Genomic DNA, 25125 nt, shown 5'->3' on the forward strand with positions numbered 1-25125 from the left:
GTGTTCGGTATAGGGCATCACTTCTTGCAACACCCCGATTCCAGCTCCTTGAGGATCGGGCAGTCGGGCCGGTGATCGCCCTGGCAGTGCTCCACCAAGTCCTGGAGGGTATCGCGCAGCTCCGCGAGTTCACGGATTTTCTGGTTCAGTTCATCGATGTGTTGCTTGGCCAGGGTCTTCACGTCGGCACTGGCACGTTGGCGGTCCTGCCAAAGCGTCAACAGTTTGCCGACTTCCTCCAGGGAAAACCCCAGGTCCCGGGAGCGCTTGATGAACGCCAGCGTGTGCAAATCATCGGTGCCGTAGATCCGGTAGCCGCTGTCCGTGCGATGGGCCGCCTTGAGCAAGCCAATGGATTCGTAATACCGGATCATCTTCGCGCTAAGGCCACTCTGGCGGGCCGCTTGGCCGATGTTCATCGCTTGTCCTCCAGATCTGCGGGTGTCCAGAACTTCAACAGTAATGCATTGCTGACCACGCTGACGCTCGACAGCGCCATGGCCGCGCCGGCCAGCACCGGGTTGAGCAAGCCGAACGCGGCCAGGGGAATCCCGACCAGGTTATAGACGAAGGCCCAGAACAGGTTCTGGCGGATCTTTGCGTAGGTCTTGCGGCTGATATCCAGCGCCGCCGGCACCAGGCGAGGGTCGCCGCGCATCAGCGTGATGCCGGCGGCGTGCATCGCCACGTCGGTGCCGCCGCCCATGGCGATGCCAATGTCGGCTGCGGCCAGGGCCGGGGCGTCATTGATGCCGTCGCCAACCATCGCCACCACCGAATGGCCCCTCAGTCGCTCGACGATGGCGGATTTGTCGGCCGGCAATACTTCGGCGTGGACGTTGTTGATTCCCAGCGCCTGGGCCACAACCCGAGCGCTGCCTCGGTTATCGCCGGTGAGCAGATGGATGGTGATATGACGCTGGTTCAAGGCCTCCACCGCCGCCAAGGCGCCCGGCTTGAGTGTGTCGCCGAAGGCAAACAGGCCGAGGACGCGAGGTGTCGAGCCTTGATCGATCAGCCAGGACAACGTCCGACCTTCGGTTTCCCAGGCCTGCGCCGCCTCGGCCAGCGACTCGGGGTCTGGCCCGAGCTCTTCCAGCAAGCGCCGATTGCCCAGCGCCAGGCGGTGCCCGTCGAGGCTGCCGGCAATGCCGCGCCCGGTAAGCGACTGGCTATCGCTGATGTCCGGTACGTTCAAGCCGCGCTCGGCGCAGACGTCCAGCACTGCTTTGGCCAGCGGATGCTCGCTGCCCCGTTGCAGGGCGCCGGCCATTCTCAGCAGCGCATTTTCTTCACCTTCGAGCGCCGCCAAGTGAGCAATGCGCGGCGCGCCGGACGTCAAGGTTCCGGTTTTGTCGAACACCACTGTGTCCACATCATGGGCGCGCTCCAGCGCCTCGGCGTCCTTGATCAAGATGCCGTGGCGCGCGGCGACGCCGGTGCCGGCCATGATCGCTGTCGGCGTCGCCAGGCCCAGGGCACAGGGGCAGGCGATCACCAGCACGGCGACGGCGTTGATCAGTGCTGTCTCCAGCGGCGCTCCGTAGAGCCACCAGCCCGCCAATGTCGCAAGAGCCAAAAGCAACACAACCGGCACGAAGACCTGGCTGACTTTGTCCACCAGCTTCTGGATGGGGGCCTTGGCCGCCTGGGCGTCTTCCACCAGGCGAATGATGCGCGCCAGGACCGTCTCTGCGCCAAGGGCCTGGGTGCGCACCAGCAAACGACCTTCGCCATTGATCGCGCCACCGGTGACCTTGTCACCGGGTTGCTTGGGCACGGGCAGGCTTTCGCCACTGATCAGTGCCTCGTCGGCATGGCTCTGGCCTTCGATCACTTCGCCGTCCACCGGGAATCGCTCGCCAGGCTTGACCAACACCCAGTCATTCAAGCGCAGCGCGTTGATGGCAACATCCCGTTCCTCGCCGTCGATCACCTGAACAGCCCGCTCCGGTCGCAGGGCTTCGAGGGCGCGGATGGCACTGGCGGTTTGTCGTTTGGCACGGCTTTCCAAATATTTGCCGAGCAATACCAGGGCAATCACCACGGCCGAGGCCTCGAAGTACAAGTGCGGCATGCTCCCGGGCTGGGCAATCGCCCATTCGTAGAGACTCAGGCCATAACCGGCGCTGGTGCCCAGGGCGACCAATAGGTCCATATTCCCGGCCCCGGCGCGGACAGCTTTAAAAGCCGCGACGTAGAAACGTGCACCGAAGATGAATTGGACGGGCGTCGCCAACGCGAACTGCAGCCAGGCTGGCAGCATCCAGCTCACGCCGAAGGGCTGCAACATCATCGGCAATACCAAGGGCAGGGACAGCAGAATTGCCAGTATCAGTGCCAGCCGCTCGCGGTTCAGTCGATCGCCCTGGTTTTTTCGCGGTTGTTCCACCTCCCAGACACTGGCGTCATAGCCGGCGCGCTTGACCGCTTCGAGGAGCGTTTGCGGGTCGATCTGGCCCAGCAATTCGAGGTGAGCCCGCTCATTGGCCAAGTTCACGCTGGCGCGATGCACGCCGGCGACTTTGCTCAATGCTCGCTCGACCCGTGCAACGCAAGAGGCGCAGGTCATGCCTTCGATGCTCAATTCCAGGGTCTGCACGGGAACGCCGTAACCTGCTTGTTCGACTGCCTCCATCAAGGCGGGCAGGCTTCCTTCTGGCGCCTGGACCCGCGCCTGTTCCGTCGCCAGGTTGACGCTGACGGCACTGGCGCCGGTCACCTTGCGCAACGCTCGCTCGACTCGCCCGGCGCAGCTGGCGCAGGTCATGCCGCAGATCGGCAGATCAAAAATAGTGGGTTCAGGCATGGGGCAGGCTCCCTGTAGTGGACGACCACAGGATCAACCTTGCCATGTTGGCAAGGTCAAGCGCCAATGCAAAAGCTTGCACGTTGCACTGTGGGAGCAAGTTCGCTCCCCCATGTTAGGGGCAACGTCAGTATCCGAGGTCAGCCTGCTTGAGGTACATGCCTTCCCCATTCGCTGCGATTCGGTATTTCAGAATGTCGCCGGCCTTGAGCGTGATGTCCTGCGATCCCGGAGCGAGCATGCCCGGGGCGCAACCCGCGGCCTGGCCAGGCAGTAGTTTCAGGCGCAAGGAAAACCGACCGGGCGGCAGATTGAAGGAGGTGCTTTGCTCTTGGAATAGCCTGGCCGAGAGCTGATCCTCGATGTAGATGCCGATTTCGCAACTGGTCGGCACTTCCAGGCGCTCACGAGAAATGATCAGCACACCATAGTCTTCGCCAACAGCCGATGCCTGGGGGGCCACTGCTGAAAGACCGAGCATGCAAAACAGGCTGAACGCTGACCAGCGCATGGCTGAACCTCCGGTATGAAATCCTGATAGGTGCAGCTTGGCCGAGCAGGACGCCGATTGCCAGCCCGGCAGTTTTTGCCAAAACTTGACCTTGCCATGATGGCAAGCTTGAAACTGTGGGCAATTCCAATCCCAAGGAGTAATTTCATGCAAATCTTCAATGTTCGAGGAATGTCTTGCGGTCATTGCGTAAAGGCCGTTACCCAGGCTGTGCAGGCTCAGGATCCAACGGCGCAGGTGCAAGTGGATCTGGGGGCTGGGACCGTCCAGGTCCAAAGCACGTTGCCGCAGAAGACGGTGATCGATGCGATAAGGGAGGAGGGCTACGAAGCCAGTCCCGCCTGAGATTCTTAATCGTTAGCGACCTATCGGAATGTTCAAGAGCGCTCAGCCCGGCTAAACTGTCGGGCTGCCGACTGACGCTGATCTGGACGCCTGATGAACCTCCGTACCATTCTGATTCTTGGCGCCTTGAGCGCTTTCGGTCCCTTGGCGATCGATTTTTATCTGCCGGCGTTCCCGGCGATGGCAATCGCTTTTGGCACCGATGAAAAACATATCCAACTGACCCTGGCGGCTTATTTCCTCGGGCTGTCCCTCGGCCAACTGGCCTACGGGCCGGTGGCGGATCGCTTCGGACGGCGTATCCCGCTGCTGGCGGGGGTCGGCTTGTTCACCGTGGCATCCCTGGCCTGCGCCTACGCGCCAAGCCTCGAATGGCTGATCGGCGCCCGCTTCGTGCAGGCCTTGGGCGGATGCGCGGGAATGGTGATTTCCCGGGCGGTGGTCAGCGACAAATGCGACGCAGTGGGCTCGGCCAAGGTGTTTTCGCAGTTGATGCTGGTAATGGGCCTGGCGCCGATCCTCGCGCCGATGCTTGGCGGCCTGCTGGTGAACGTTTACGGTTGGCAATCCATTTTCATTGGGTTGACGTTGTTCAGTGCGCTTGCGGCGACGGCGGTTGCCTTGTGGTTGCCGGAAAGCCTGCCTGAGCATGTGCCACGGCAACCGTTGTCCGGGGCATTGCGCCAATACGGTCGCCTTCTCAAGGACTCTGTTTTCCTTGGTCATGCCTTGACAGGCGGCATCGCGATTGCCGGGATGTTTGCCTACATCGCCGGTTCGCCGTTCGTTTTCATCAAGCTCTATGGCGTGCCCGCTGAGCACTTTGGCTGGCTGTTTGGTACCAACGCGGCGGGCTTCATCCTGGTGGCGCAAGTCAATGCCAGGCTGTTGTCCAAACGCGGTCCGGCCTTCCTGCTGGCCCGCGCGGTCTGGGTCTATTGGATTGCCGGGCTGAGTTTGTTGGCCATCAGCGCCTTCCAGCCGGAGCGGTTGTGGCCGTTGTTGATCCCGCTCTTTATCTGCATCGCCAGTCTGGGTTGCATCATCCCCAATGCGTCGGCTTGCGCCATGAACGGGCAGGGTGCCCGGGCGGGGAGCGCCTCGGCCATGTTGGGATGCCTTCAGTTTTCCGTCGCTGCGGGTGCCGCCGCGTTGGTGGCAGCGCTACATGACGGCACGGCGGTGCCGATGGCGATCGTCATCAGCCTTTGCGGATTGTTGGTGGTCGGCGCGGCAATGCTGACCCGTCGTCTGCAAAACGCTTTGGCGCTTGCCCAGGCGAGTCAGCGAAGCTGATTCAACCGGCCGCGCGCTGCTGATGTTCGGGAAAGTGATGGGGCGCTCGAATGCGCGCTTGCAGGGTGTTCGCGAAAGCCTGGGCTTCGGCTTCGGAGCGAAAGGTCACGACATGCTGGTCAAGGCGCACTTGCCATTGAGATTTTGCCACCTCTTTTATCAGGATCTTCATTGCTGACCTCCTCGTGTAAAAGATTGCGTTGCAAAGGCCTCGAGTGTAGACCCGATTGCGAGCGCAGTTGTGACAACGGTCAATTGTCGGACTGACGGTGCAGGCTTTTGTGGCGAGGGAGCAAGCTCCCTCGCCACGGGCGACTGCCCGGCATCAGAATCCTTCAAGCACGATCTTACCCTTGGCCTTCCCACTTTCAAGCAATGCGTGGGCTCGGCGCAGGTTCTCTGCATTGATCACGCCGAAATGTTCGCCCACCGTTGTTTTCAAGGTGCCGGCGTCGATCAATCCCGCCACGCGATTGAGCAGCTTGTGCTGTTCAAGCATGTCGGCTGTCTCGAACAGGGAACGGGTGTACATGAACTCCCAATGCAAGGACAGGCTCTTGCGCTTGAGCTTGGTCACGTCCAGGGATTTCGGGTCGTCGATGAGGGCCAGCTTGCCTTGGGGCGCCAAGGCTTCGACCAATTGATCCAGGTGCTGGTCGGTCTGGGTCAGGCTGGCCACGTGGGTCACTTGAGCCTGGCCTGCCTGCTTGAGGACTTCGCTCAGCGGCTGGCTGTGATCGACCACCAGGTCGGCACCCAGGTCACGCACCCAATCCACTGTCTGCGGTCGGGACGCGGTACCGATGACCTTGAGGCCGGTGAGCTGGCTGGCCAGTTGCGTCAGGATCGAACCCACGCCCCCGGCGGCGCCGACAATCAGCAGGGTCTGGCCCTGGTCATCCTGGCCTTCTTTTATCTGCAGCCGGTCGAACAGTAGTTCCCAGGCGGTGATCGCCGTGAGCGGCAGCGCGGCGGCTTCGGCGAAACCGAGGGTCTTGGGCATGTGGCCGACGATACGCTCATCCACCACATGCATTTCGCTGTTGCCACCGGCCCTGGCGATGGATCCGGCGTAGAACACCTTGTCGCCAGCCTTGAACAGCGTGACTTCGCTGCCCACGGCCTTGACGACTCCAGCCACGTCCCAGCCCAATACCTTGCCGGCACCGCCTTCTGGCTGCACGTTCTGGCGAACCTTGGTATCGACGGGGTTGACCGAGATGGCCTTGACCTCCACCAGCAAATCTCTCGGGCCGGCAACCGGCTCCGGCAGCTCGACGTCTTGCAGCGCGCGAGGATCGCTGATGGGCAGTGATTGGTAATAGGCGATGGCTTTCATGAAGCGGCTCCGTAAGCAGGGACGATGGCGCCCATGTTTGGCGATTTGGGGGCGGGGTAAAAGCGGCTAAACCAACAGGCTCTTTCAGTGTTTTTTTGATAATGACCATTAGTCGCGGGCAAATAGAGATTTTTCCCTCACGCACAATCGCCTCCAAAGGTTTCTGGAGGACAGGAAACCTTGATCCGCACGCTTATACTAGCGGCCGCCTGTGTCAGCGTTGAAACGGGCACGACGGCAAGCGAAGTCCGCACGGGCATGCCGGTCTTCCAGGCGGTCAGCCGCTTTGGGCGGCACCTTCTTACGGGTCAATATGCCCCAAAGCAGTAGACAGACGATTCAACAGGGAGTGAATACATGGAACATGCACCTTGCATCAGCCAGATTGCCACGCTGCTGGCCGACCCAAAGCGTAGCGCGATGATGTGGGCGTTGATGGATGGTACGGCCCGACAGGCCGATGAATTGGCTTTGCTGGCCGGGCTTTCGCCCTCTTCGGCCAACGCCCACCTGGGGCGGTTATCCACGGGCGGTCTGTTGAAAGTCGAAGTCCGCGGCCGCAAGCGTTTTTTTCGCCTGGCGGCCCCCGAGATCGGTGCCGCCGTCGAGGCGTTGGCGAGTGCAACCCTTGCCAGCACGCCGCGACAGGTTCCAGAAGTTTTCAAACGCGGCCTCATGCCAACCAAGGCGCCGACGGCACCGGCTTCGCTGATGCGCGCCAGGCTTTGCGATGATCATCTGGGCGGTACCCTGGCGGCGGATCTGTATCAGCGATTGTTGGATGCCGGATGGCTTGAACAGGTTGAGCAGCGGGTAATCGTCACGCACAAGGGCGCGAACCAGTTGGCCGGGCGTGGCCTGTTCATCCAGGCACTGGCTCATCGCAACGCGCGCATTGCTTGCCCCTGCCCTGATTGGAGTGAGCGGCGCCCGCACTTGGGTGGCGCGCTGGGGGCTGCGTTGCTGCAGTTGTTCATGCAATCGGGTTGGCTGAGCCTTCCAAATGACTCGAGGGCCCTGCAGGTGACCACCCTCGGCCAGCAGGAAATCCATCGGTTCGCCAGGCAGGACACCTTGGAAATGGCGCTCTAGGGCTGTCGGCAGGTCGCTATCAGCAATAGTCGCCTGTGAGGTTCGCGCACACTCGGTCTGGGGTTCTTTCGGATTGGGGAATGCAATGGACACTCACGTTTACAGTGCCGCGGAACGACTGGAGCGATTGCCGATCAGCGGCTATCACCGGGTCATATTCATCATCATCGCCTTGGCGTTTTTCTTCGACTCCATGGACCTGGCCATGATGACGTTCTTGCTGGGGTCGATCAAAACCGAGTTCGGCCTGAGTTCGGCCCAGGCAGGGTTGCTGGCCAGCTCGAGCTTTTTTGGCATGGTGGTGGGCGCCTCGCTGTCGGGCATGTTGGCCGATCGGTTTGGGCGAAAGCCGGTGTTCCAGTGGAGCATCGTACTGTGGGGGGTGGCCAGTTACCTGTGTTCCACCGCCCAGGACATCGAGACATTGACGTTGTTTCGTGTCCTGTTGGGCGTCGGCATGGGCATGGAGTTTCCAATCGCCCAGTCGATGCTTTCGGAGCTTATTCCAGCGAAGCGCCGTGGACGCTACATCGCCTTGATGGACGGCTTCTGGCCGCTGGGCTTTGTGGCGGCGGGCGTGTTGTCGTATTTCCTCCTGCCGGTGATCGGCTGGCGTGACATTTTCCTGGTATTGGCGGTGCCGGCGGTCTTCGTCCTGGTGATTCGTTTTTTCATTCCCGAATCGCCGCGTTGGCTGGAGCAGGCTGGCCGGGGCGATGAAGCGGATGCCGTGCTCAAGCGGATCGAAGACAAAGTCCGCGCCTCGCTGGGCACGCACGATTTGCCCGAGCCCATTCGCCTGCCGAGGCTGGCGACCGTGCCTGGCAACTTTTTCTCGGCTTTGGCGCAGATTTGGTCACCGTTGTATCGCCAACGCACGGTGATGATCTGGAGCGTCTGGTTCTTTGCCCTGCTCGGGTTCTACGGGCTGACGTCCTGGCTCAGCGCCTTGTTGCAGCAATCGGGTTTTGCGGTGACGCAGTCGGTCTACTACACGGTTCTGATTTCTCTGGGCGGGATCCCCGGTTTCCTGATGGCGGCCTGGCTGGTGGAACGTTGGGGGCGCAAGCCGGTGTGCATCATCACGCTGCTGGGCGGCGGGGTCATGGCATTTCTGTATGGTCAGAGCGCGGTGTTCGGCGGCAACGTCGGCCTGCTGATAAGCACCGGACTGTTGATGCAGTTCTTCCTGTTCGGCATGTGGGCGGTGCTTTACACCTATACACCGGAGCTTTACCCCACTTCGGCGAGAGCCACGGGATCGGGCTTTGCCTCGGCGGTCGGACGCATCGGTTCGCTGCTTGGGCCCTTGGTAACAGGGTTGGTATTTCCGATCACCGGGCAAGGCGGTGTGTTTGCCCTGGGCGCGCTGTGCTTTGCGGTGGCGGCGGGTGTGGTCTGGTTGTACGGAATGGAGACGCGGGGCAAGACGCTGGAGGAGTTGAGCGAAGCGAATGTCGCTGACTGAACACAGTCTCCTGTGGGAGCGAGCTTGCTCGCGATAGCGCCGGGTCAGCCAACATCAATGTTGAATGATCGACCGCCATCGCGAGCAAGCTCGCTTCCACAGGCGTTGAGACGGGCTTAAGGTTTTACCAGTCGCGCATCCAGGCTGTTTTGCGCCAAGCGCTTGGCCTGGTCTTGAGTCATGCCCAAATGCGTATGCAGCGCATGGAAGTTTTCGGTGACGTAGCCGCCGAAATACGCCGGGTCATCGGAGTTCACCGTTACCTTCACGCCGCGTTCGAGCATATCGAGGATGTTGTGCTGCGACATGTCGTCGAACACGCAGAGCTTGGTGTTGGACAACGGGCACACCGTCAGCGGGATTTGCTCGTCGATGATTCGCTGCATCAGCCGTTCATCTTCGATTGCCCGAACGCCGTGGTCGATGCGCTGGATCTTCAGCAGGTCCAAGGCTTCCCAGATGTACTCGGGCGGACCTTCCTCGCCAGCGTGGGCGACGGTCAGGAAACCTTCGTTTCGCGCGCGGTCGAACACCCGCTGGAATTTGCTTGGTGGATGGCCCATCTCCGAGCTGTCGAGGCCGACGGCCACGAACGCGTCACGGAACGGCAGCGCCTGGTCGAGGGTCTGCTCGGCCTGTTCTTCGCTCAGGTGGCGCAGGAAACTCAGGATCAGGCCGCTGGTGATGCCCAGTTGCTGTTCGCCGTCCTTGAGGGCGGCGGCGATGCCGTTGAGCACCACTTCGAATGGAATGCCGCGATCGGTGTGGGTCTGGGGATCGAAGAACGGTTCGGTGTGGATCACGTTCTGCGCCTTGCAACGCAGCAGGTAGGCCCAGGTCAGGTCATAGAAATCCTGGGAGGTGCGCAGCACGTCGGCGCCCTGGTAGTACAGGTCGAGAAATTCCTGCAGGTTGTTGAAGGCGTAGGCCTGGCGCAGGGTGTCAACGTCGTTCCATGGCAGGGCGATCTTGTTGCGTTCGGCCAGGGCAAACAGCAACTCAGGCTCCAGCGAGCCTTCCAGGTGCAGGTGCAGTTCAGCCTTGGGCAAGGCGTTCAGCCAGTCGTACATGTCTTTTTCTCATCAGCGAATCGATGGCGGGCATTCTACAGGGGTAGGCGCCGATGTCTGGTAAAACCTGACCGGGTGATCCACTGCGCAGGCCGCATCCGCACGAAACGTTCCCGGCCCGTCACAGTCTAGTAGCTCATGACCCGTCCATTGCCAGGCCCACGATGTTCTCGTTGATCAAGCAAGAAAAACTGCTGTTGTTGGCCCTGCTCGCCGCCTTCGTCGCCTACCCGCTGGAACATTGGTTTCTGGGCAGCGGGCAGGCCGTGGCGCTGGCGAGTGGGTTGGTGCTGATCGGTTTTATTGTTTCTGCGTCCATGCGCGTTGCTCATCACGCGGAACTGTTGGCGGAAAAGGTTGGCGATCCCTACGGCACCATGATCCTGACCTTGTCGGCGGTGCTGGTGGAAGTCGTGATCCTGGCGATCATGATGAGTAACGAGGCATCACCCACCCTGGTACGAGACACGATTTATTCTGCGGTCATGCTCGACATCAACGGCATTCTCGGGCTCGCGGCTTTGATGGGGGGGCTCAAGCATGGCGAGCAGGTCTATAACGATGACTCGGCGCGCACCTACAGCGTGATGATTCTCACCGCCATGGGCGTGTCGATGGTGGTGCCGGAGTTCATTCCACAGGAAAACTGGAAACATTATTCGGCGTTCACCATCGGCGCGATGGTCGTGTTGTATACCTTGTTCCTACGGATGCAGGTGGGACCCCACAGCTATTTTTTCAGCTACAGCTACCCGCAAAAGCGCCGCAGGAAAGAGCCCGTGGAAACCGAGCCGAAACCCATCAGCCTGGCATTTTCCATCGGCGCATTAGTGTTTGGCGTAGTGGTAATCGGTGCGCTGGCAGAAGTCATGTCCAAAGCCATCGACCTGGGGCTGGAGGGCTCCGGCGCGCCGCCGGTGGTCACGGCAATCCTGGTGGCGGCCATCTCCGCTGCGCCGGAGATCCTCACGGCCCTGCGCGCAGCCCTGGCCAATCGCATGCAGTCGGTGGTCAACATCGCGCTGGGGGCGTCGTTGTCCACCGTGATCCTGACCGTGCCGGTGATGGAAGCGATGGCGCTCTACACCGGGCAACCTTTCCAGATGGCGATGACGCCGGTGCAGACGGTGATGATTTTCATCACCCTGATCGTCAGCGCCATCAACCTCAACGATGGCGAAACCAACGCCATCGAGGGGATGACCCATTTTGTGTTGTTTGCGACGTTTGTGATGTTGTCGTTGCTGGGCCTTTAGCTTGTCAGAGTCCTTGTAGGAAGCGAGCAGACTCGCTCCCACATTCGTCCTTTGATTGGGTCACGATGCAGCAATCAGCTCCCGCGCGGCCTGGCTGTGATCGGCAATCAACCCTTTCAGGTCGAGGCCTTCGATCTGTCCGTCGATCACACGCCACTCGCCTGCAACCATAACTCGATCCGCCCGATCGGCACCGCACAGCAGCAGTGCCGAGATCGGGTCGTGGCTGCCGGAAAAGCGCAACTCATCAAGTTTGAATAGCGCCAGGTCAGCCTGCTTGCCCACCGCCAATTCACCGATGTCGCTGCGCCCCAGCAATTGCGCCGAACCCCGGGTGGCCCAGCCCAGTACTCGTTCCGGTGTGATCGCTTGTGCGCCGTAGCGCAGGCGCTGGATATAGAGCGCTTGGCGGGCTTCCAGGATCATGTTCGAGGCATCGTTGGAGGCTGAGCCGTCAACCCCCAGGCCCAGCGGGGCGCCGGCGGCAGTGAGTTCTAGCGTCGGACAGATCCCCGAGGCCAGGCGCATGTTCGAGCTGGGGCAATGACAGATACCGGTGCCGGCGGCGCCGAGACGGACGATTTCGTCCGGATTGAAATGAATGCCATGGGCCAGCCAGGTGCGCGGGCCCAGCCAGCCGACGCTGTCCAGGTAATCGACGGTGCGCAGGCCGAAGCGTTGCAGGCAGAAATCTTCTTCGTCGAGGGTCTCGGCCAGGTGCGTGTGCAGGCGTACGTCGAGTTTTTCCGCAAGTTCGGCGCTGGCGCTCATGATCTCGGGCGTGACTGAAAACGGCGAGCACGGCGCCAAGGCAATCTGGATCTGCGCGCCATCGCCTCGTTGGTGATAGCGGGCAATCAATCGCTGGCTGTCGTCGAGAATCACCTGGCCCTGCTGGACGGTCTGTTGCGGCGGCAAGCCACCGTCGGCTTCGCCCAGGCTCATGGAGCCGCGAGTCAGCATTGCGCGCATGCCCAGCTCGCGAACGCTTTGAACCTGCACATCGATCGCATTTTCCAGGCCTTGCGGGAACAGATAATGATGATCGGCCGCCGTCGTGCAGCCTGAGAGCAGCAGTTCAGCCAGCGCCACCTTGCTTGCCAGGGCGAGTTTTTCCGGCGTCAGTCGTGCCCATACGGGATAGAGGGTTTTCAACCAAGGGAATAGCGGCTGGTTGACCACCGGTGCCCAGGCGCGGGTGAGGGTCTGATAGAAGTGGTGATGAGTGTTGATCAGCCCAGGCAGGATTACATGATCGCGGGCGTCAAAGACTAGGTCGCAGGGCTGGCGAGGTTGCTGGCCGAGGCCCAGCAGTTCGACGATCGCACCGTCCTGCAGGACGAGACCGCCACGGGCATCGAGGCCGTTGGCCGTGAAGACGGCGAGGGGATTTTTTAACCAGGTACGGGTCGCAGGCATGATGGCCGGCTCCTCTGAAAGTGGGTTCAGGTTAGCCAGCTCAGTGATGCCCTGTCTGCTGATCCAGGGGCGCCATGGGAGGGCGCGGGTCGGAGTTTACTCAGGTTGTTCGGCACATATCCAGTCCCCGGCGACGTAATGGGTGGCGTTTACCAGGGAATCGTCTCGCCCCTGTAATTGACGAAGTGATGCCCGCCCTTGCCGGTGAAGGCATTGACCTGGTCGATCAGCCCACGGGTACTGGTCGGTACGTCTATCTCGGCACCTTCACCGCCCATGTCGGTCTTCACCCAGCCCGGATGCAGGGACAGTACGGTCAGCGACTGCTCGCCCAATTGACTGACGAAACTGTTGGTCATTGAGTTGAGGGCGGCTTTGCTTGCCTTGTACAACGCCAGTTCCGGCGCGTCGGGCATGGTCACGCTGCCCAGTACGGAGCTCATGAAAGCCAGCACGCCGCTACGTTCGCGAATCTGCCCGACGAAGCGCTGGGCCAGATTGATCGGTGCCACTGCGTTGGTGAAGAACAATTGGCCCACCTCCGCCAGCGTTGCGCCGCCAGGGTTCTGATTGGCCGGGCCCTTTACGCCGGCGTTGACGAACAGCAGGTCGAAGATTTCGCCCTTGAGTTGCTGGCTCAAGGCGATGACGGCTTGCTGGTCGTCCATGTCGAGCCTTTCGATTCGCACCGGACCCAGCGCTTTCAAGGCGTCCGCGTGCTGCGGGTTGCGCACGGTAGCAGTGACGTTCCAGCCGTCGCTGAGCAACGTCTTTACCAAACCCAGGCCCAAGCCCCTGGAAGCACCGATGATCAATGCATTTTTCGCCGAATTCATGAAGGCATCCTTGAAAGAAAAGGCCATGGATTTAATGGACAACATTGCCCGAGCCGTTGTTTCAACTCGTGACGCAACGCGTCGGGTTTGTATCACCGTATCGATTGATTAAAAATTGATCAAGCGGCTGCGGTCCATGCCGTTACTGAGGCTGCTGGACCCATGAACGGGTTATCCACAGCTTGTTCCACAGTAATTGTGCGCAAGCTCCAAGGTCGGGAATAAGCCCCGGGCGGCTTTCTTCTAAAGGTGATAAAGCGCCGCAAGTGATTGTTTTGCTGACGGATCTCTGAAGTCTGGATGCCCCTGTACGAAAAATGTACAAATCCCCGAAAGCCGCATGACAGAAGGGTTACAGCGTGGTACGCCCAGGTTATCCACAAGCGGGTGCACAGCGCGTGTGGGCAAATCCGCGTTTTGCCGTCACACGGCGGTCTCACGCTCCAGGCGTATGTGCCCGCGACTCAGGTCGGCCAGCCGTGCCTGCAGCGTTTCGATGTGTTCTTCGCCCACCGCCAATTGAAGCTCTACACCATCGGCGGTGAAATGCTCGGCGTTCACCAACCCCCCGCATTCGGTTGTGCGCAGTTTCACCAGGGCCAGTTCCGCGAACCCGCAAACGCAGCGCAGCCCCACGCGGCTGATCAATTCAATCTTCTCGGCGTTTTGCAGGCATTTGTTTGCACCGCCGCCGTACGCCCGCGCCAACCCACCGGTCCCCAGCTGGATTCCGCCGTACCAGCGGATCACGAGCACCACCACCTGATCGCAGGCTTGGGCCTGGATGGCTGCCAGGATCGGACGTCCGGCGGTACCGCCTGGTTCGCCATCGTCGCTGCTGCGGTACTGGTTGCCGAATTTCCAGGCCCAGCAATTGTGCGTGGCGGCCAGGTCGCTGTGCTGTTCGATAAAGGCCTGGGCCTCGGCAGGGCTGTTGATGGCGGCGGCAAGGGTAATGAAACGGCTTTTGCGGATTTCTTCACGGTACTCACAAAAGCCGGCGAGGGTATAAGGCATGTAGTCCTAGGATCTGTATGAGAGGTCAGGTGTCAGGCCGCAGCCTTTTAGAATGATACGGATCAAGTTGTCGCCAGCGTCGATCATGTCTTGCTTGGTCAGCTTGCTGCGACCGGTCACGCGGCAGATCTGGGTAGCAAAGTCGGCATAATGCTGGGTGCTGCCCCATAGCAGGAAGATGAGATGCACCGGATCGACCGGGTCCATTTTTCCTGCATCGATCCAAGCCTGGAAAACAGCCGCTCGGCTCTTGAACCAGGCCTGATAGTCCTGGTTGAAATATTCGCTCAGGCACTCGCCGCCACTGATCACTTCCATGGCGAAGATCCGCGATGCCTGAGGTTGGCGCCGCGAGAACTCCATCTTGGCGCGGATGTAGCGGGTCAATGCCTGCGCCGGATCGTCTTCGGCCGTCAGGGAATTGAACGTGCTGTCCCATAACTCGATGATGTTGCTCAATACCGCCACGTAGAGCCCGAGCTTATTGGTGAAATAGTAGTGGAGGTTGGCCTTGGGCAATCCAGCCTTCAAGGCAATCGTATTCATGCTGGTGCCCTTGAAACCGTGACGAGCGAACTCATCCTCGGCGGCCCTGAGGATGGTCTCTTCGTTCTGTTGACGAATGCGGCCGGTAGGCTTGCCGCCATGGGCGGGAACTTCAAAAGTCATGGACGTTTCCGGGCTGGGTCTGTGGGTGCGGGCAAATGCGTTCATAGCGCACCGGCGCGGATCAGACAAGTGCTGCGGCTATAAAAGCGGCACGTTGAAGAAATTCAGCGTGTTGCCGCGAGATTTTCGAGGAAGCTTTCCAGCACCAAATGAGGGCGACGTCCCTTGCGCGTGACTGATGCCAGGCTCAGGTCGTAGAAACGCGCGAAGGGTTTGAGCGCGCGTAGGCGACCTTGTTGTACCCAGAGATTGGCGTAGTGATCTGGTAGATAACCGATATAACGACCCGTGAGAATCAGAAACGCCATGCCTTCGCGGTCCGATGCGCTGGCCGTGCAGTTCAGTGCCTGGTAATGGGCCTGGATGTCGGCCGGCAAGCGAAAGGTTGGCGCGATGGCGTCTTGGGTATTGAGGCGAGCGTCTTCGAGTTGCTGGTCGTCCACGTAAAACAGTGGATGACCGACCGCGCAATACAGCAGCGAGCGTTCGCTGTAGAGCGGTTGGTATTCAAGACCTGAAAGGGCGCTGGCCTGGGGGACCACGCCGACGTGAAGGCGACCGTCGAGTACGCCTTGCTCGACTTCGTTGGGTGCGATCATGCGAATCTGGATTTGCACGTCTGGCCCGCGTTCTTTCAACTGGGCCAAGGCGTGGGTGATACGCATATGCGGCAGGGTGACAAGGTTGTCCGTCAGGCCAATGATCAATTCGCCGCGTAAATGTTGATGGAGGCCGTTGACCTCGGTACGGAAACTTTCCAGCGCACTTAATAGTTGCAGCGCCGACTGATAGACCTCGCGGCCTTCTTCAGTCAGGGAAAAGCCCGCGCGGCCACGCTGGCACAAGCGCAGCCCTAGGCGTTGTTCAAGATCATTCATCTGCTGGCTGATAGCCGAGCGGCCGATCCCGAGGACCGTTTCGGCGGCAGAAAAACCACCGCATTCCACCACGCTGCGGAAAATGCGCAGCAAGCGGATATCGAAGTCGCTGACCTGGGCCAGCGGATCGGAACGACGCATGCTCATAGTTTAGTAATCCGCTGACTGAAGGTTAGAAAAGCTGGGTTTCACCGACTTTATCGCCGTGGCAACGTAGTCGCAAGAACGCTCCTGATTTCATACCGTTTATGTCTTGCGAGGTTTTGTCGATGAACATGCCCGAACACGCTGTCGGTTCCCTGGCCAGCCAGCTCAAGCTGGACGCTCATTGGATGCCTTATACGGCCAATCGCAATTTCCAACGCGACCCTCGCCTGATCGTCGCTGCCGAAGGTAGCTGGCTGACCGATGACAAGGGACGCAAGGTCTACGATTCGCTGTCGGGATTGTGGACATGCGGCGCCGGGCACACCCGCAAGGAGATCCAGGAAGCGGTCGCCAAGCAACTGGGCACGCTCGATTACTCGCCGGGATTCCAGTATGGACATCCGTTGTCGTTCCAATTGGCGGAAAAGATCACCAACCTGACCCCGGGCAACCTCAACCATGTGTTCTTCACCGATTCAGGTTCCGAGTGCGCCGATACCGCAGTGAAGATGGTTCGCGCTTATTGGCGCCTCAAGGGGCAGGCCACCAAGACCAAGATGATCGGTCGTGCCCGCGGTTATCACGGTGTGAATATTGCCGGCACCAGCCTGGGCGGGGTCAGCGGCAACCGCAAATTGTTCGGCCAAGCCATGATGGATGTTGATCATTTGCCCCATACCTTGCTGGCCAGTAACGCCTATTCCCGCGGCATGCCCAAGGAGGGCGGGATCGCCTTGGCCGATGAGCTGTTGAAGTTGATCGAGCTGCACGACGCTTCCAATATCGCCGCCGTGTTTGTCGAGCCGATGGCTGGGTCCGCCGGTGTGCTGGTGCCGCCAGAGGGATACCTGAAGCGTCTGCGGAAAATCTGCGACCAGCACAACATTTTGCTGGTGTTTGACGAAGTGATCACCGGGTTCGGTCGTACCGGCGCGATGTTTGGTGCCGACAGCTTTGGCGTGACGCCGGACGTGATGTGCATCGCCAAGCAAGTCACCAACGGTGCAATTCCGATGGGGGCGGTCATTGCCAGCAGCGAAATCTACCAGACGTTCATGAGCCAGCCGACACCTGAATATGCCGTGGAATTTCCCCATGGCTATACGTACTCGGCGCACCCAGTGGCGTGCGCGGCGGGACTGGCGGCGTTGGACCTGCTGCAAAAAGAAAATCTGGTGCAGGGTGTGGCCGAGGTGGCGCCGCATTTCGAGACCGCATTGCATGGCTTGAAAGGCTCGAAAAACGTTATCGATATTCGCAACTTTGGCTTGGCCGGGGCGATCCAGATCGCCCCCCGTGACGGCGACGCTATCGTGCGTCCTTTCGAGGCGGGAATGGCACTGTGGAAGGCTGGGTTCTATGTGCGCTTTGGCGGCGATACCTTGCAGTTCGGGCCGACGTTCAACAGCAAGCCGCAGGACCTGGATCGCCTGTTCGACGCAGTTGGTGAAGTGCTGAACAAGATCGACTGATTTCTTCTATATAGAGAGACGCTCGTTAATGGGCGTCTGGTGATCATTTTCCTGGAGTCCCCATGAGCCTCATCCCGCATTTGATCAATGGCGAACTGTTGACCGATAACGCTCGTACAGCCGATGTGTTCAACCCGTCCACCGGCCAGGCAATCCATCAAGTACCGCTGGCGGATCGCGCAACTGTCCAGCAGGCGATCGATGGCGCCAAGGCCGCTTTCCCGGCCTGGCGCAACACGCCGGCGGCGAAGCGCGCCCAAGTAATGTTCCGTTTCAAGCAGTTGCTGGAGCAGAACGAGTCGCGCATCGCCCAGTTGATCAGCGAAGAACACGGCAAGACCCTGGAAGACGCGGCGGGGGAACTCAAACGGGGTATCGAAAACGTTGAGTTTGCCTGTGCGGCGCCGGAAATCCTGAAGGGCGAATACAGTCGCAATGTAGGGCCGAATATCGATGCTTGGTCAGATTTCCAGCCTTTAGGTGTCGTGGCGGGTATCACGCCGTTCAACTTCCCGGCAATGGTGCCGTTGTGGATGTACCCGCTGGCTATCGTCTGTGGGAATTGTTTCATTCTCAAGCCGTCGGAGCGCGATCCGAGTTCGACACTGCTGATCGCCCAGCTTTTGCTGGAAGCCGGTTTGCCCAAAGGTGTATTGAACGTAGTCCATGGCGACAAGGCGGCAGTGGATGCTTTGATCGAGGCGCCGGAGGTAAAAGCGCTGAGTTTTGTCGGGTCGACACCGATCGCTGAATACATCTATGCCGAAGGTACTCGTCGAGGTAAGCGCGTCCAGGCGCTGGGTGGTGCGAAGAACCATGCGGTGCTGATGCCGGATGCAGATCTGGACAACGCAGTCAGCGCCTTGATGGGCGCGGCGTACGGTTCGTGCGGTGAGCGCTGCATGGCGATTTCGGTGGCGGTATGTGTCGGCGATCAAGTAGCGGATGCCCTGGTGGCCAAGTTGGTGCCGCAGGTCAAGGCACTGAAGATAGGTGCGGGGACTACTTGCGGATTGGACATGGGGCCGCTTGTTACCGGGCAGCACCGTGACAAGGTCAGTGGGTATATAGAGGAGGGCGTGTCGGCGGGGGCATCATTGATTGTCGATGGTCGTGGCTTGAGCGTTGCTGGGCACGAGGAAGGCTTTTTCCTGGGTGGCTGCCTGTTTGACCGCGTGACGCCTGAGATGCGCATCTACAAGGAAGAAATCTTCGGGCCGGTGCTGTGTATCGTCCGGGTCAATAGCTTGGAAGAGGCGATGCAACTGATCAACGATCACGAATATGGCAACGGCACCTGCATCTTTACCCGTGACGGCGAAGCGGCGCGGTTGTTTTGCGATGAGATTGAAGTCGGCATGGTCGGCGTCAATGTTCCATTGCCAGTGCCCGTCGCCTATCACAGCTTCGGTGGTTGGAAGCGTTCACTTTTTGGTGACTTGCATGCCTATGGTCCGGACGGGGTGCGTTTTTATACCCGTCGCAAGGCCATTACCCAACGCTGGCCGCAGCGTGCCAGCCATGAGGCTTCGCAGTTTGCATTTCCCAGTTTGTAACCTGTAAGTGAAGAGGCCGGCGCCTCTGGGCGTCGGCCTCTGTATTCCCGGGGTTTCTGACTGATATGACAGAACTATGAAAATAAAGGGTTGACGGCAAATTCTGGATGTCTATAATTCGCCCCACTTCCGGCGCAGTCGAAACGGAAAACTCCTTGAGTTTCAACGAGTTAACCAGGTTTCGGTAAGTGCTTCGCTTCAGTTCATCGAGGCGCGGAAGGAGTGGGTAGGCCGGTTTGTTGGGCGCTATCGACGGTTCGATCTTCTCGGTCGAAAGCGGTAAAAAAGAGGTGTTGACAGCAGCGAGTAACGCTGTAGAATTCGCCTCCCGCTAACGAGAGATCGGAAGCGCAAGTGGTTGAAGTTGTTAAGGATTTCCAAGCGAAACTTTGAAAACTTCTTAAAATAACCGCTTGACAGATACACGGGGCGCTGTAGAATGCGCGCCTCGGTTGAGGCGAAAGGCTCAACCCACCGCTCTTTAACAACTGAATCAAGCAATTCGTGTGGGTGCTTGTGGAGTCAGACTGCTAGTCAACAGATTATCAGCATCACAAGTTACTCCGCGAGAAATCAAAGATGTAACCAACGATTGCTGAGCCAAGTTTAGGGTTTTCTCAAAACCCAAAGATGTTTGAACTGAAGAGTTTGATCATGGCTCAGATTGAACGCTGGCGGCAGGCCTAACACATGCAAGTCGAGCGGCAGCACGGGTACTTGTACCTGGTGGCGAGCGGCGGACGGGTGAGTAATGCCTAGGAATCTGCCTGGTAGTGGGGGATAACGCTCGGAAACGGACGCTAATACCGCATACGTCCTACGGGAGAAAGCAGGGGACCTTCGGGCCTTGCGCTATCAGATGAGCCTAGGTCGGATTAGCTAGTTGGTGAGGTAATGGCTCACCAAGGCGACGATCCGTAACTGGTCTGAGAGGATGATCAGTCACACTGGAACTGAGACACGGTCCAGACTCCTACGGGAGGCAGCAGTGGGGAATATTGGACAATGGGCGAAAGCCTGATCCAGCCATGCCGCGTGTGTGAAGAAGGTCTTCGGATTGTAAAGCACTTTAAGTTGGGAGGAAGGGCATTAACCTAATACGTTAGTGTTTTGACGTTACCGACAGAATAAGCACCGGCTAACTCTGTGCCAGCAGCCGCGGTAATACAGAGGGTGCAAGCGTTAATCGGAATTACTGGGCGTAAAGCGCGCGTAGGTGGTTCGTTAAGTTGGATGTGAAATCCCCGGGCTCAACCTGGGAACTGCATTCAAAACTGTCGAGCTAGAGTATGGTAGAGGGTGGTGGAATTTCCTGTGTAGCGGTGAAATGCGTAGATATAGGAAGGAACACCAGTGGCGAAGGCGACCACCTGGACTGATACTGACACTGAGGTGCGAAAGCGTGGGGAGCAAACAGGATTAGATACCCTGGTAGTCCACGCCGTAAACGATGTCAACTAGCCGTTGGGAGCCTTGAGCTCTTAGTGGCGCAGCTAACGCATTAAGTTGACCGCCTGGGGAGTACGGCCGCAAGGTTAAAACTCAAATGAATTGACGGGGGCCCGCACAAGCGGTGGAGCATGTGGTTTAATTCGAAGCAACGCGAAGAACCTTACCAGGCCTTGACATCCAATGAACTTTCCAGAGATGGATTGGTGCCTTCGGGAGCATTGAGACAGGTGCTGCATGGCTGTCGTCAGCTCGTGTCGTGAGATGTTGGGTTAAGTCCCGTAACGAGCGCAACCCTTGTCCTTAGTTACCAGCACGTTATGGTGGGCACTCTAAGGAGACTGCCGGTGACAAACCGGAGGAAGGTGGGGATGACGTCAAGTCATCATGGCCCTTACGGCCTGGGCTACACACGTGCTACAATGGTCGGTACAGAGGGTTGCCAAGCCGCGAGGTGGAGCTAATCCCACAAAACCGATCGTAGTCCGGATCGCAGTCTGCAACTCGACTGCGTGAAGTCGGAATCGCTAGTAATCGCGAATCAGAATGTCGCGGTGAATACGTTCCCGGGCCTTGTACACACCGCCCGTCACACCATGGGAGTGGGTTGCACCAGAAGTAGCTAGTCTAACCTTCGGGAGGACGGTTACCACGGTGTGATTCATGACTGGGGTGAAGTCGTAACAAGGTAGCCGTAGGGGAACCTGCGGCTGGATCACCTCCTTAATCGACGACAGCAGCGGCTCCATGAGCTCCCACACGAATTGCTTGATTCATTGAAGAAGACGATTGGGTCTGTAGCTCAGTTGGTTAGAGCGCACCCCTGATAAGGGTGAGGTCGGCAGTTCGAATCTGCCCAGACCCACCAATTTCATGGTGTACCCTGTAGCGATACGGGGCCATAGCTCAGCTGGGAGAGCGCCTGCCTTGCACGCAGGAGGTCAGCGGTTCGATCCCGCTTGGCTCCACCATTACAGATTGGTTCCAACGTTTAAAGCTTAGAAATGAGCATTCCATCCGCGGGATGATGAATGTTGATTTCTAGTCTTTTGATTAGATCGTTCTTTAAAAATTTGGGTATGTGATAGAAAGATAGACTGAACGTTACTTTCACTGGTAACGGATCAGGCTAAGGTAAAATTTGTGAGTGGCTCTTAGAGCCAGATCGAATTTTCGGCGAATGTCGTCTTCACAGTATAACCAGATTGCTTGGGGTTATATGGTCAAGTGAAGAAGCGCATACGGTGGATGCCTTGGCAGTCAGAGGCGATGAAAGACGTGGTAGCCTGCGAAAAGCTTCGGGGAGTCGGCAAACAGACTGTGATCCGGAGATGTCTGAATGGGGGAACCCAGCCATCATAAGATGGTTATCTTATACTGAATACATAGGTGCAAGAAGCGAACCAGGGGAACTGAAACATCTAAGTACCCTGAGGAAAAGAAATCAACCGAGATTCCCTTAGTAGTGGCGAGCGAACGGGGACTAGCCCTTAAGCTTCTTTGATTTTAGCGGAACGCTCTGGAAAGTGCGGCCATAGTGGGTGATAGCCCTGTACGCGAAAGGATCTTAGAAGTGAAATCGAGTAGGACGGAGCACGAGAAACTTTGTCTGAATATGGGGGGACCATCCTCCAAGGCTAAATACTACTGACTGACCGATAGTGAACTAGTACCGTGAGGGAAAGGCGAAAAGAACCCCGGAGAGGGGAGTGAAATAGATCCTGAAACCGTATGCGTACAAGCAGTGGGAGCCCACTTTGTTGGGTGACTGCGTACCTTTTGTATAATGGGTCAGCGACTTATTTTCAGTGGCGAGCTTAACCGAATAGGGGAGGCGTAGCGAAAGCGAGTCTTAATAGGGCGTCTAGTCGCTGGGAATAGACCCGAAACCGGGCGATCTATCCATGGGCAGGTTGAAGGTTAGGTAACACTGACTGGAGGACCGAACCGACTACCGTTGAAAAGTTAGCGGATGACCTGTGGATCGGAGTGAAAGGCTAATCAAGCTCGGAGATAGCTGGTTCTCCTCGAAAGCTATTTAGGTAGCGCCTCATGTATCACTGTAGGGGGTAGAGCACTGTTTCGGCTAGGGGGTCATCCCGACTTACCAAACCGATGCAAACTCCGAATACCTACAAGTGCCGAGCATGGGAGACACACGGCGGGTGCTAACGTCCGTCGTGAAAAGGGAAACAACCCAGACCGTCAGCTAAGGTCCCAAAGTTATGGTTAAGTGGGAAACGATGTGGGAAGGCTTAGACAGCTAGGAGGTTGGCTTAGAAGCAGCCACCCTTTAAAGAAAGCGTAATAGCTCACTAGTCGAGTCGGCCTGCGCGGAAGATGTAACGGGGCTCAAACCATACACCGAAGCTACGGGTATCACGTAAGTGATGCGGTAGAGGAGCGTTCTGTAAGCCTGTGAAGGTGAGTTGAGAAGCTTGCTGGAGGTATCAGAAGTGCGAATGCTGACATGAGTAACGACAATGGGTGTGAAAAACACCCACGCCGAAAGACCAAGGTTTCCTGCGCAACGTTAATCGACGCAGGGTTAGTCGGTCCCTAAGGCGAGGCTGAAAAGCGTAGTCGATGGAAAACAGGTTAATATTCCTGTACTTCTGGTTATTGCGATGGAGGGACGGAGAAGGCTAGGCCAGCTTGGCGTTGGTTGTCCAAGTTTAAGGTGGTAGGCTGAGATCTTAGGTAAATCCGGGATCTCAAGGCCGAGAGCTGATGACGAGTTACCCTTTGGGTGACGAAGTGGTTGATGCCATGCTTCCAAGAAAAGCTTCTAAGCTTCAGGTAACCAGGAACCGTACCCCAAACCGACACAGGTGGTTGGGTAGAGAATACCAAGGCGCTTGAGAGAACTCGGGTGAAGGAACTAGGCAAAATGGCACCGTAACTTCGGGAGAAGGTGCGCCGGTGAGGGTGAAGCACTTGCTGCGTAAGCCCACGCCGGTCGAAGATACCAGGCCGCTGCGACTGTTTATTAAAAACACAGCACTCTGCAAACACGAAAGTGGACGTATAGGGTGTGACGCCTGCCCGGTGCCGGAAGGTTAATTGATGGGGTTAGCTAACGCGAAGCTCTTGATCGAAGCCCCGGTAAACGGCGGCCGTAACTATAACGGTCCTAAGGTAGCGAAATTCCTTGTCGGGTAAGTTCCGACCTGCACGAATGGCGTAACGATGGCGGCGCTGTCTCCACCCGAGACTCAGTGAAATTGAAATCGCTGTGAAGATGCAGTGTATCCGCGGCTAGACGGAAAGACCCCGTGAACCTTTACTATAGCTTTGCACTGGACTTTGAATTTGCTTGTGTAGGATAGGTGGGAGGCTTTGAAGCGTGGACGCCAGTCTGCGTGGAGCCATCCTTGAAATACCACCCTGGCAACTTTGAGGTTCTAACTCAGGTCCGTTATCCGGATCGAGGACAGTGTATGGTGGGTAGTTTGACTGGGGCGGTCTCCTCCTAAAGAGTAACGGAGGAGTACGAAGGTGCGCTCAGACCGGTCGGAAATCGGTCGTAGAGTATAAAGGCAAAAGCGCGCTTGACTGCGAGACAGACACGTCGAGCAGGTACGAAAGTAGGTCTTAGTGATCCGGTGGTTCTGTATGGAAGGGCCATCGCTCAACGGATAAAAGGTACTCCGGGGATAACAGGCTGATACCGCCCAAGAGTTCATATCGACGGCGGTGTTTGGCACCTCGATGTCGGCTCATCACATCCTGGGGCTGAAGCCGGTCCCAAGGGTATGGCTGTTCGCCATTTAAAGTGGTACGCGAGCTGGGTTTAGAACGTCGTGAGACAGTTCGGTCCCTATCTGCCGTGGACGTTTGAGATTTGAGAGGGGCTGCTCCTAGTACGAGAGGACCGGAGTGGACGAACCTCTGGTGTTCCGGTTGTCACGCCAGTGGCATTGCCGGGTAGCTATGTTCGGAAAAGATAACCGCTGAAAGCATCTAAGCGGGAAACTTGCCTCAAGATGAGATCTCACTGGAGCCTTGAGCTCCCTGAAGGGCCGTCGAAGACTACGACGTTGATAGGCAGGGTGTGTAAGCGCTGTGAGGCGTTGAGCTAACCTGTACTAATTGCCCGTGAGGCTTGACCATATAACACCCAAGCAATTTGTAGACTCGAAAGAGGCCAGATTGCGGTGTTGTGAAGACGAAACGAACCGAAAGTTCGAGATACTCACAAGCAACACGCTATCACATACCCATTTGCTGGAACGTGACCGCAAGGCACGCGCTGGCTACCGAATTTCTTGACGACCATAGAGCATTGGAACCACCTGATCCCATCCCGAACTCAGAAGTGAAACGATGCATCGCCGATGGTAGTGTGGGGTTTCCCCATGTGAGAGTAGGTCATCGTCAAGATTAAATTCCGAAACCCCTATCTGCTGATGCAGGTAGGGGTTTTGTTTTGCCCGCAGGAAAGTTCTTACGATAAGCGCGGACAGCTCCCGGCTGCCACAGCCCACCGACAGTGC

18 protein-coding genes, 2 tRNA genes and 3 rRNA genes are annotated in these 25125 nt (G+C 58.2%); 12 read left to right on the top strand and 11 right to left on the bottom strand.

Annotated elements, in window-relative coordinates:
• Window positions 1–17 precede the first annotated feature (17 nt).
• From cueR to J3P76_RS03245, 3 genes are all read right to left on the bottom strand, one after another.
• The gene (cueR, locus tag J3P76_RS03235) at window positions 18–419 is read right to left on the bottom strand and encodes a Cu(I)-responsive transcriptional regulator (protein WP_434649053.1); all 402 of its coding nucleotides are present in this window, start codon (window positions 417–419) and stop codon (window positions 18–20) included.
• Window positions 416–2809, bottom strand: coding sequence for a heavy metal translocating P-type ATPase (locus J3P76_RS03240; protein ID WP_434701484.1), 2394 nt, complete (start codon window positions 2807–2809; stop codon window positions 416–418). Before J3P76_RS03240 ends, cueR begins: the two co-directional genes overlap by 4 nt.
• Window positions 2810–2936: 127 nt before the next feature.
• Complete coding sequence (locus tag J3P76_RS03245; protein ID WP_434560831.1) at window positions 2937–3320, bottom strand: hypothetical protein; 384 nt, start codon at window positions 3318–3320, stop codon at window positions 2937–2939.
• 147 nt (window positions 3321–3467) lie between these two features.
• Between J3P76_RS03245 and J3P76_RS03250 the strand changes: the two genes are divergently transcribed.
• Entirely contained in the window at window positions 3468–3665 is a 198-nt protein-coding gene (locus J3P76_RS03250; protein WP_420766298.1) for a heavy-metal-associated domain-containing protein, read from the top strand.
• A gap of 93 nt (window positions 3666–3758) precedes the next feature.
• Window positions 3759–4961 carry a multidrug effflux MFS transporter gene (locus tag J3P76_RS03255; protein WP_420766299.1) on the top strand — a complete coding sequence of 401 codons (1203 nt, stop codon included), beginning with the start codon at window positions 3759–3761 and terminating at the stop codon, window positions 4959–4961.
• A gap of 1 nt (window position 4962) precedes the next feature.
• On the opposite strand, the gene J3P76_RS03260 is transcribed toward J3P76_RS03255, so the two are convergent.
• Entirely contained in the window at window positions 4963–5133 is a 171-nt protein-coding gene (locus J3P76_RS03260) for a hypothetical protein (protein ID WP_420766300.1), read from the bottom strand.
• Between the two features lie 153 nt (window positions 5134–5286).
• Complete coding sequence (locus J3P76_RS03265) at window positions 5287–6300, bottom strand: zinc-binding alcohol dehydrogenase family protein (RefSeq protein ID WP_434649045.1); 1014 nt, start codon at window positions 6298–6300, stop codon at window positions 5287–5289.
• Between the two features lie 357 nt (window positions 6301–6657).
• Between J3P76_RS03265 and J3P76_RS03270 the strand changes: the two genes are divergently transcribed.
• Both J3P76_RS03270 and J3P76_RS03275 read left to right on the top strand, forming a co-directional pair.
• The gene (locus tag J3P76_RS03270) at window positions 6658–7392 is read left to right on the top strand and encodes an ArsR/SmtB family transcription factor (protein WP_420766302.1); all 735 of its coding nucleotides are present in this window, start codon (window positions 6658–6660) and stop codon (window positions 7390–7392) included.
• Window positions 7393–7477: 85 nt separating this feature from the next.
• Complete coding sequence (locus J3P76_RS03275; protein ID WP_434560827.1) at window positions 7478–8860, top strand: MFS transporter; 1383 nt, start codon at window positions 7478–7480, stop codon at window positions 8858–8860.
• Window positions 8861–8976: 116 nt separating this feature from the next.
• Here J3P76_RS03275 and J3P76_RS03280 read toward each other — a convergent pair whose 3' ends face one another.
• The gene (locus J3P76_RS03280; protein WP_420766304.1) at window positions 8977–9930 is read right to left on the bottom strand and encodes an adenosine deaminase; all 954 of its coding nucleotides are present in this window, start codon (window positions 9928–9930) and stop codon (window positions 8977–8979) included.
• A gap of 164 nt (window positions 9931–10094) precedes the next feature.
• Here J3P76_RS03280 and J3P76_RS03285 point away from each other — a divergent pair, with 164 nt between their 5' ends.
• Window positions 10095–11186 carry a calcium:proton antiporter gene (locus J3P76_RS03285; RefSeq protein WP_420766305.1) on the top strand — a complete coding sequence of 364 codons (1092 nt, stop codon included), beginning with the start codon at window positions 10095–10097 and terminating at the stop codon, window positions 11184–11186.
• Window positions 11187–11246: 60 nt separating this feature from the next.
• On the opposite strand, the gene J3P76_RS03290 is transcribed toward J3P76_RS03285, so the two are convergent.
• The 5 genes from J3P76_RS03290 to J3P76_RS03310 all read right to left on the bottom strand — a co-directional run bounded on the left by J3P76_RS03290 (window position 11247) and on the right by J3P76_RS03310 (window position 16152).
• The gene (locus tag J3P76_RS03290; protein ID WP_420766306.1) at window positions 11247–12605 is read right to left on the bottom strand and encodes an 8-oxoguanine deaminase; all 1359 of its coding nucleotides are present in this window, start codon (window positions 12603–12605) and stop codon (window positions 11247–11249) included.
• A gap of 149 nt (window positions 12606–12754) precedes the next feature.
• Entirely contained in the window at window positions 12755–13441 is a 687-nt protein-coding gene (locus tag J3P76_RS03295) for an SDR family oxidoreductase (RefSeq protein ID WP_420766307.1), read from the bottom strand.
• Between the two features lie 423 nt (window positions 13442–13864).
• Window positions 13865–14458 carry an IMPACT family protein gene (locus J3P76_RS03300; protein WP_420766308.1) on the bottom strand — a complete coding sequence of 198 codons (594 nt, stop codon included), beginning with the start codon at window positions 14456–14458 and terminating at the stop codon, window positions 13865–13867.
• 6 nt (window positions 14459–14464) lie between these two features.
• Window positions 14465–15127, bottom strand: a complete 663-nt coding sequence (locus tag J3P76_RS03305; protein WP_434701485.1) for a TetR/AcrR family transcriptional regulator — start codon at window positions 15125–15127, stop codon at window positions 14465–14467.
• Between the two features lie 104 nt (window positions 15128–15231).
• Complete coding sequence (locus J3P76_RS03310; protein ID WP_434560819.1) at window positions 15232–16152, bottom strand: LysR family transcriptional regulator; 921 nt, start codon at window positions 16150–16152, stop codon at window positions 15232–15234.
• A 122-nt stretch (window positions 16153–16274) separates the two neighbouring features.
• Here J3P76_RS03310 and J3P76_RS03315 point away from each other — a divergent pair, with 122 nt between their 5' ends.
• The 7 genes from J3P76_RS03315 (at window position 16275) to rrf (ending at window position 25012) form a co-directional block, all read left to right on the top strand.
• Window positions 16275–17624, top strand: coding sequence for an aspartate aminotransferase family protein (locus J3P76_RS03315; RefSeq protein WP_434607926.1), 1350 nt, complete (start codon window positions 16275–16277; stop codon window positions 17622–17624).
• Between the two features lie 62 nt (window positions 17625–17686).
• Window positions 17687–19180 (top strand): CoA-acylating methylmalonate-semialdehyde dehydrogenase, encoded by a 1494-nt coding sequence (locus tag J3P76_RS03320; RefSeq protein ID WP_434701486.1) that lies wholly within the window; start codon window positions 17687–17689, stop codon window positions 19178–19180.
• Window positions 19181–19816: 636 nt separating this feature from the next.
• Window positions 19817–21355, top strand: a 16S ribosomal RNA gene (locus J3P76_RS03325).
• Window positions 21356–21420: 65 nt separating this feature from the next.
• A tRNA-Ile gene (locus J3P76_RS03330) sits at window positions 21421–21497 on the top strand.
• Window positions 21498–21524: 27 nt separating this feature from the next.
• Window positions 21525–21600, top strand: a tRNA-Ala gene (locus J3P76_RS03335).
• 250 nt (window positions 21601–21850) lie between these two features.
• Window positions 21851–24742 (top strand): 23S ribosomal RNA (locus J3P76_RS03340).
• A gap of 154 nt (window positions 24743–24896) precedes the next feature.
• A 5S ribosomal RNA gene (gene rrf / locus J3P76_RS03345) occupies window positions 24897–25012 on the top strand.
• Together the 16S, 23S and 5S rRNA genes with 2 tRNA genes alongside form the textbook arrangement of a ribosomal RNA operon.
• The last annotated feature ends 113 nt before the right edge of the window (window positions 25013–25125 follow it).

Source organism: Pseudomonas sp. D1-36, from assembly GCF_051132205.1.
In the GTDB taxonomy this organism is placed as follows: domain Bacteria; phylum Pseudomonadota; class Gammaproteobacteria; order Pseudomonadales; family Pseudomonadaceae; genus Aquipseudomonas.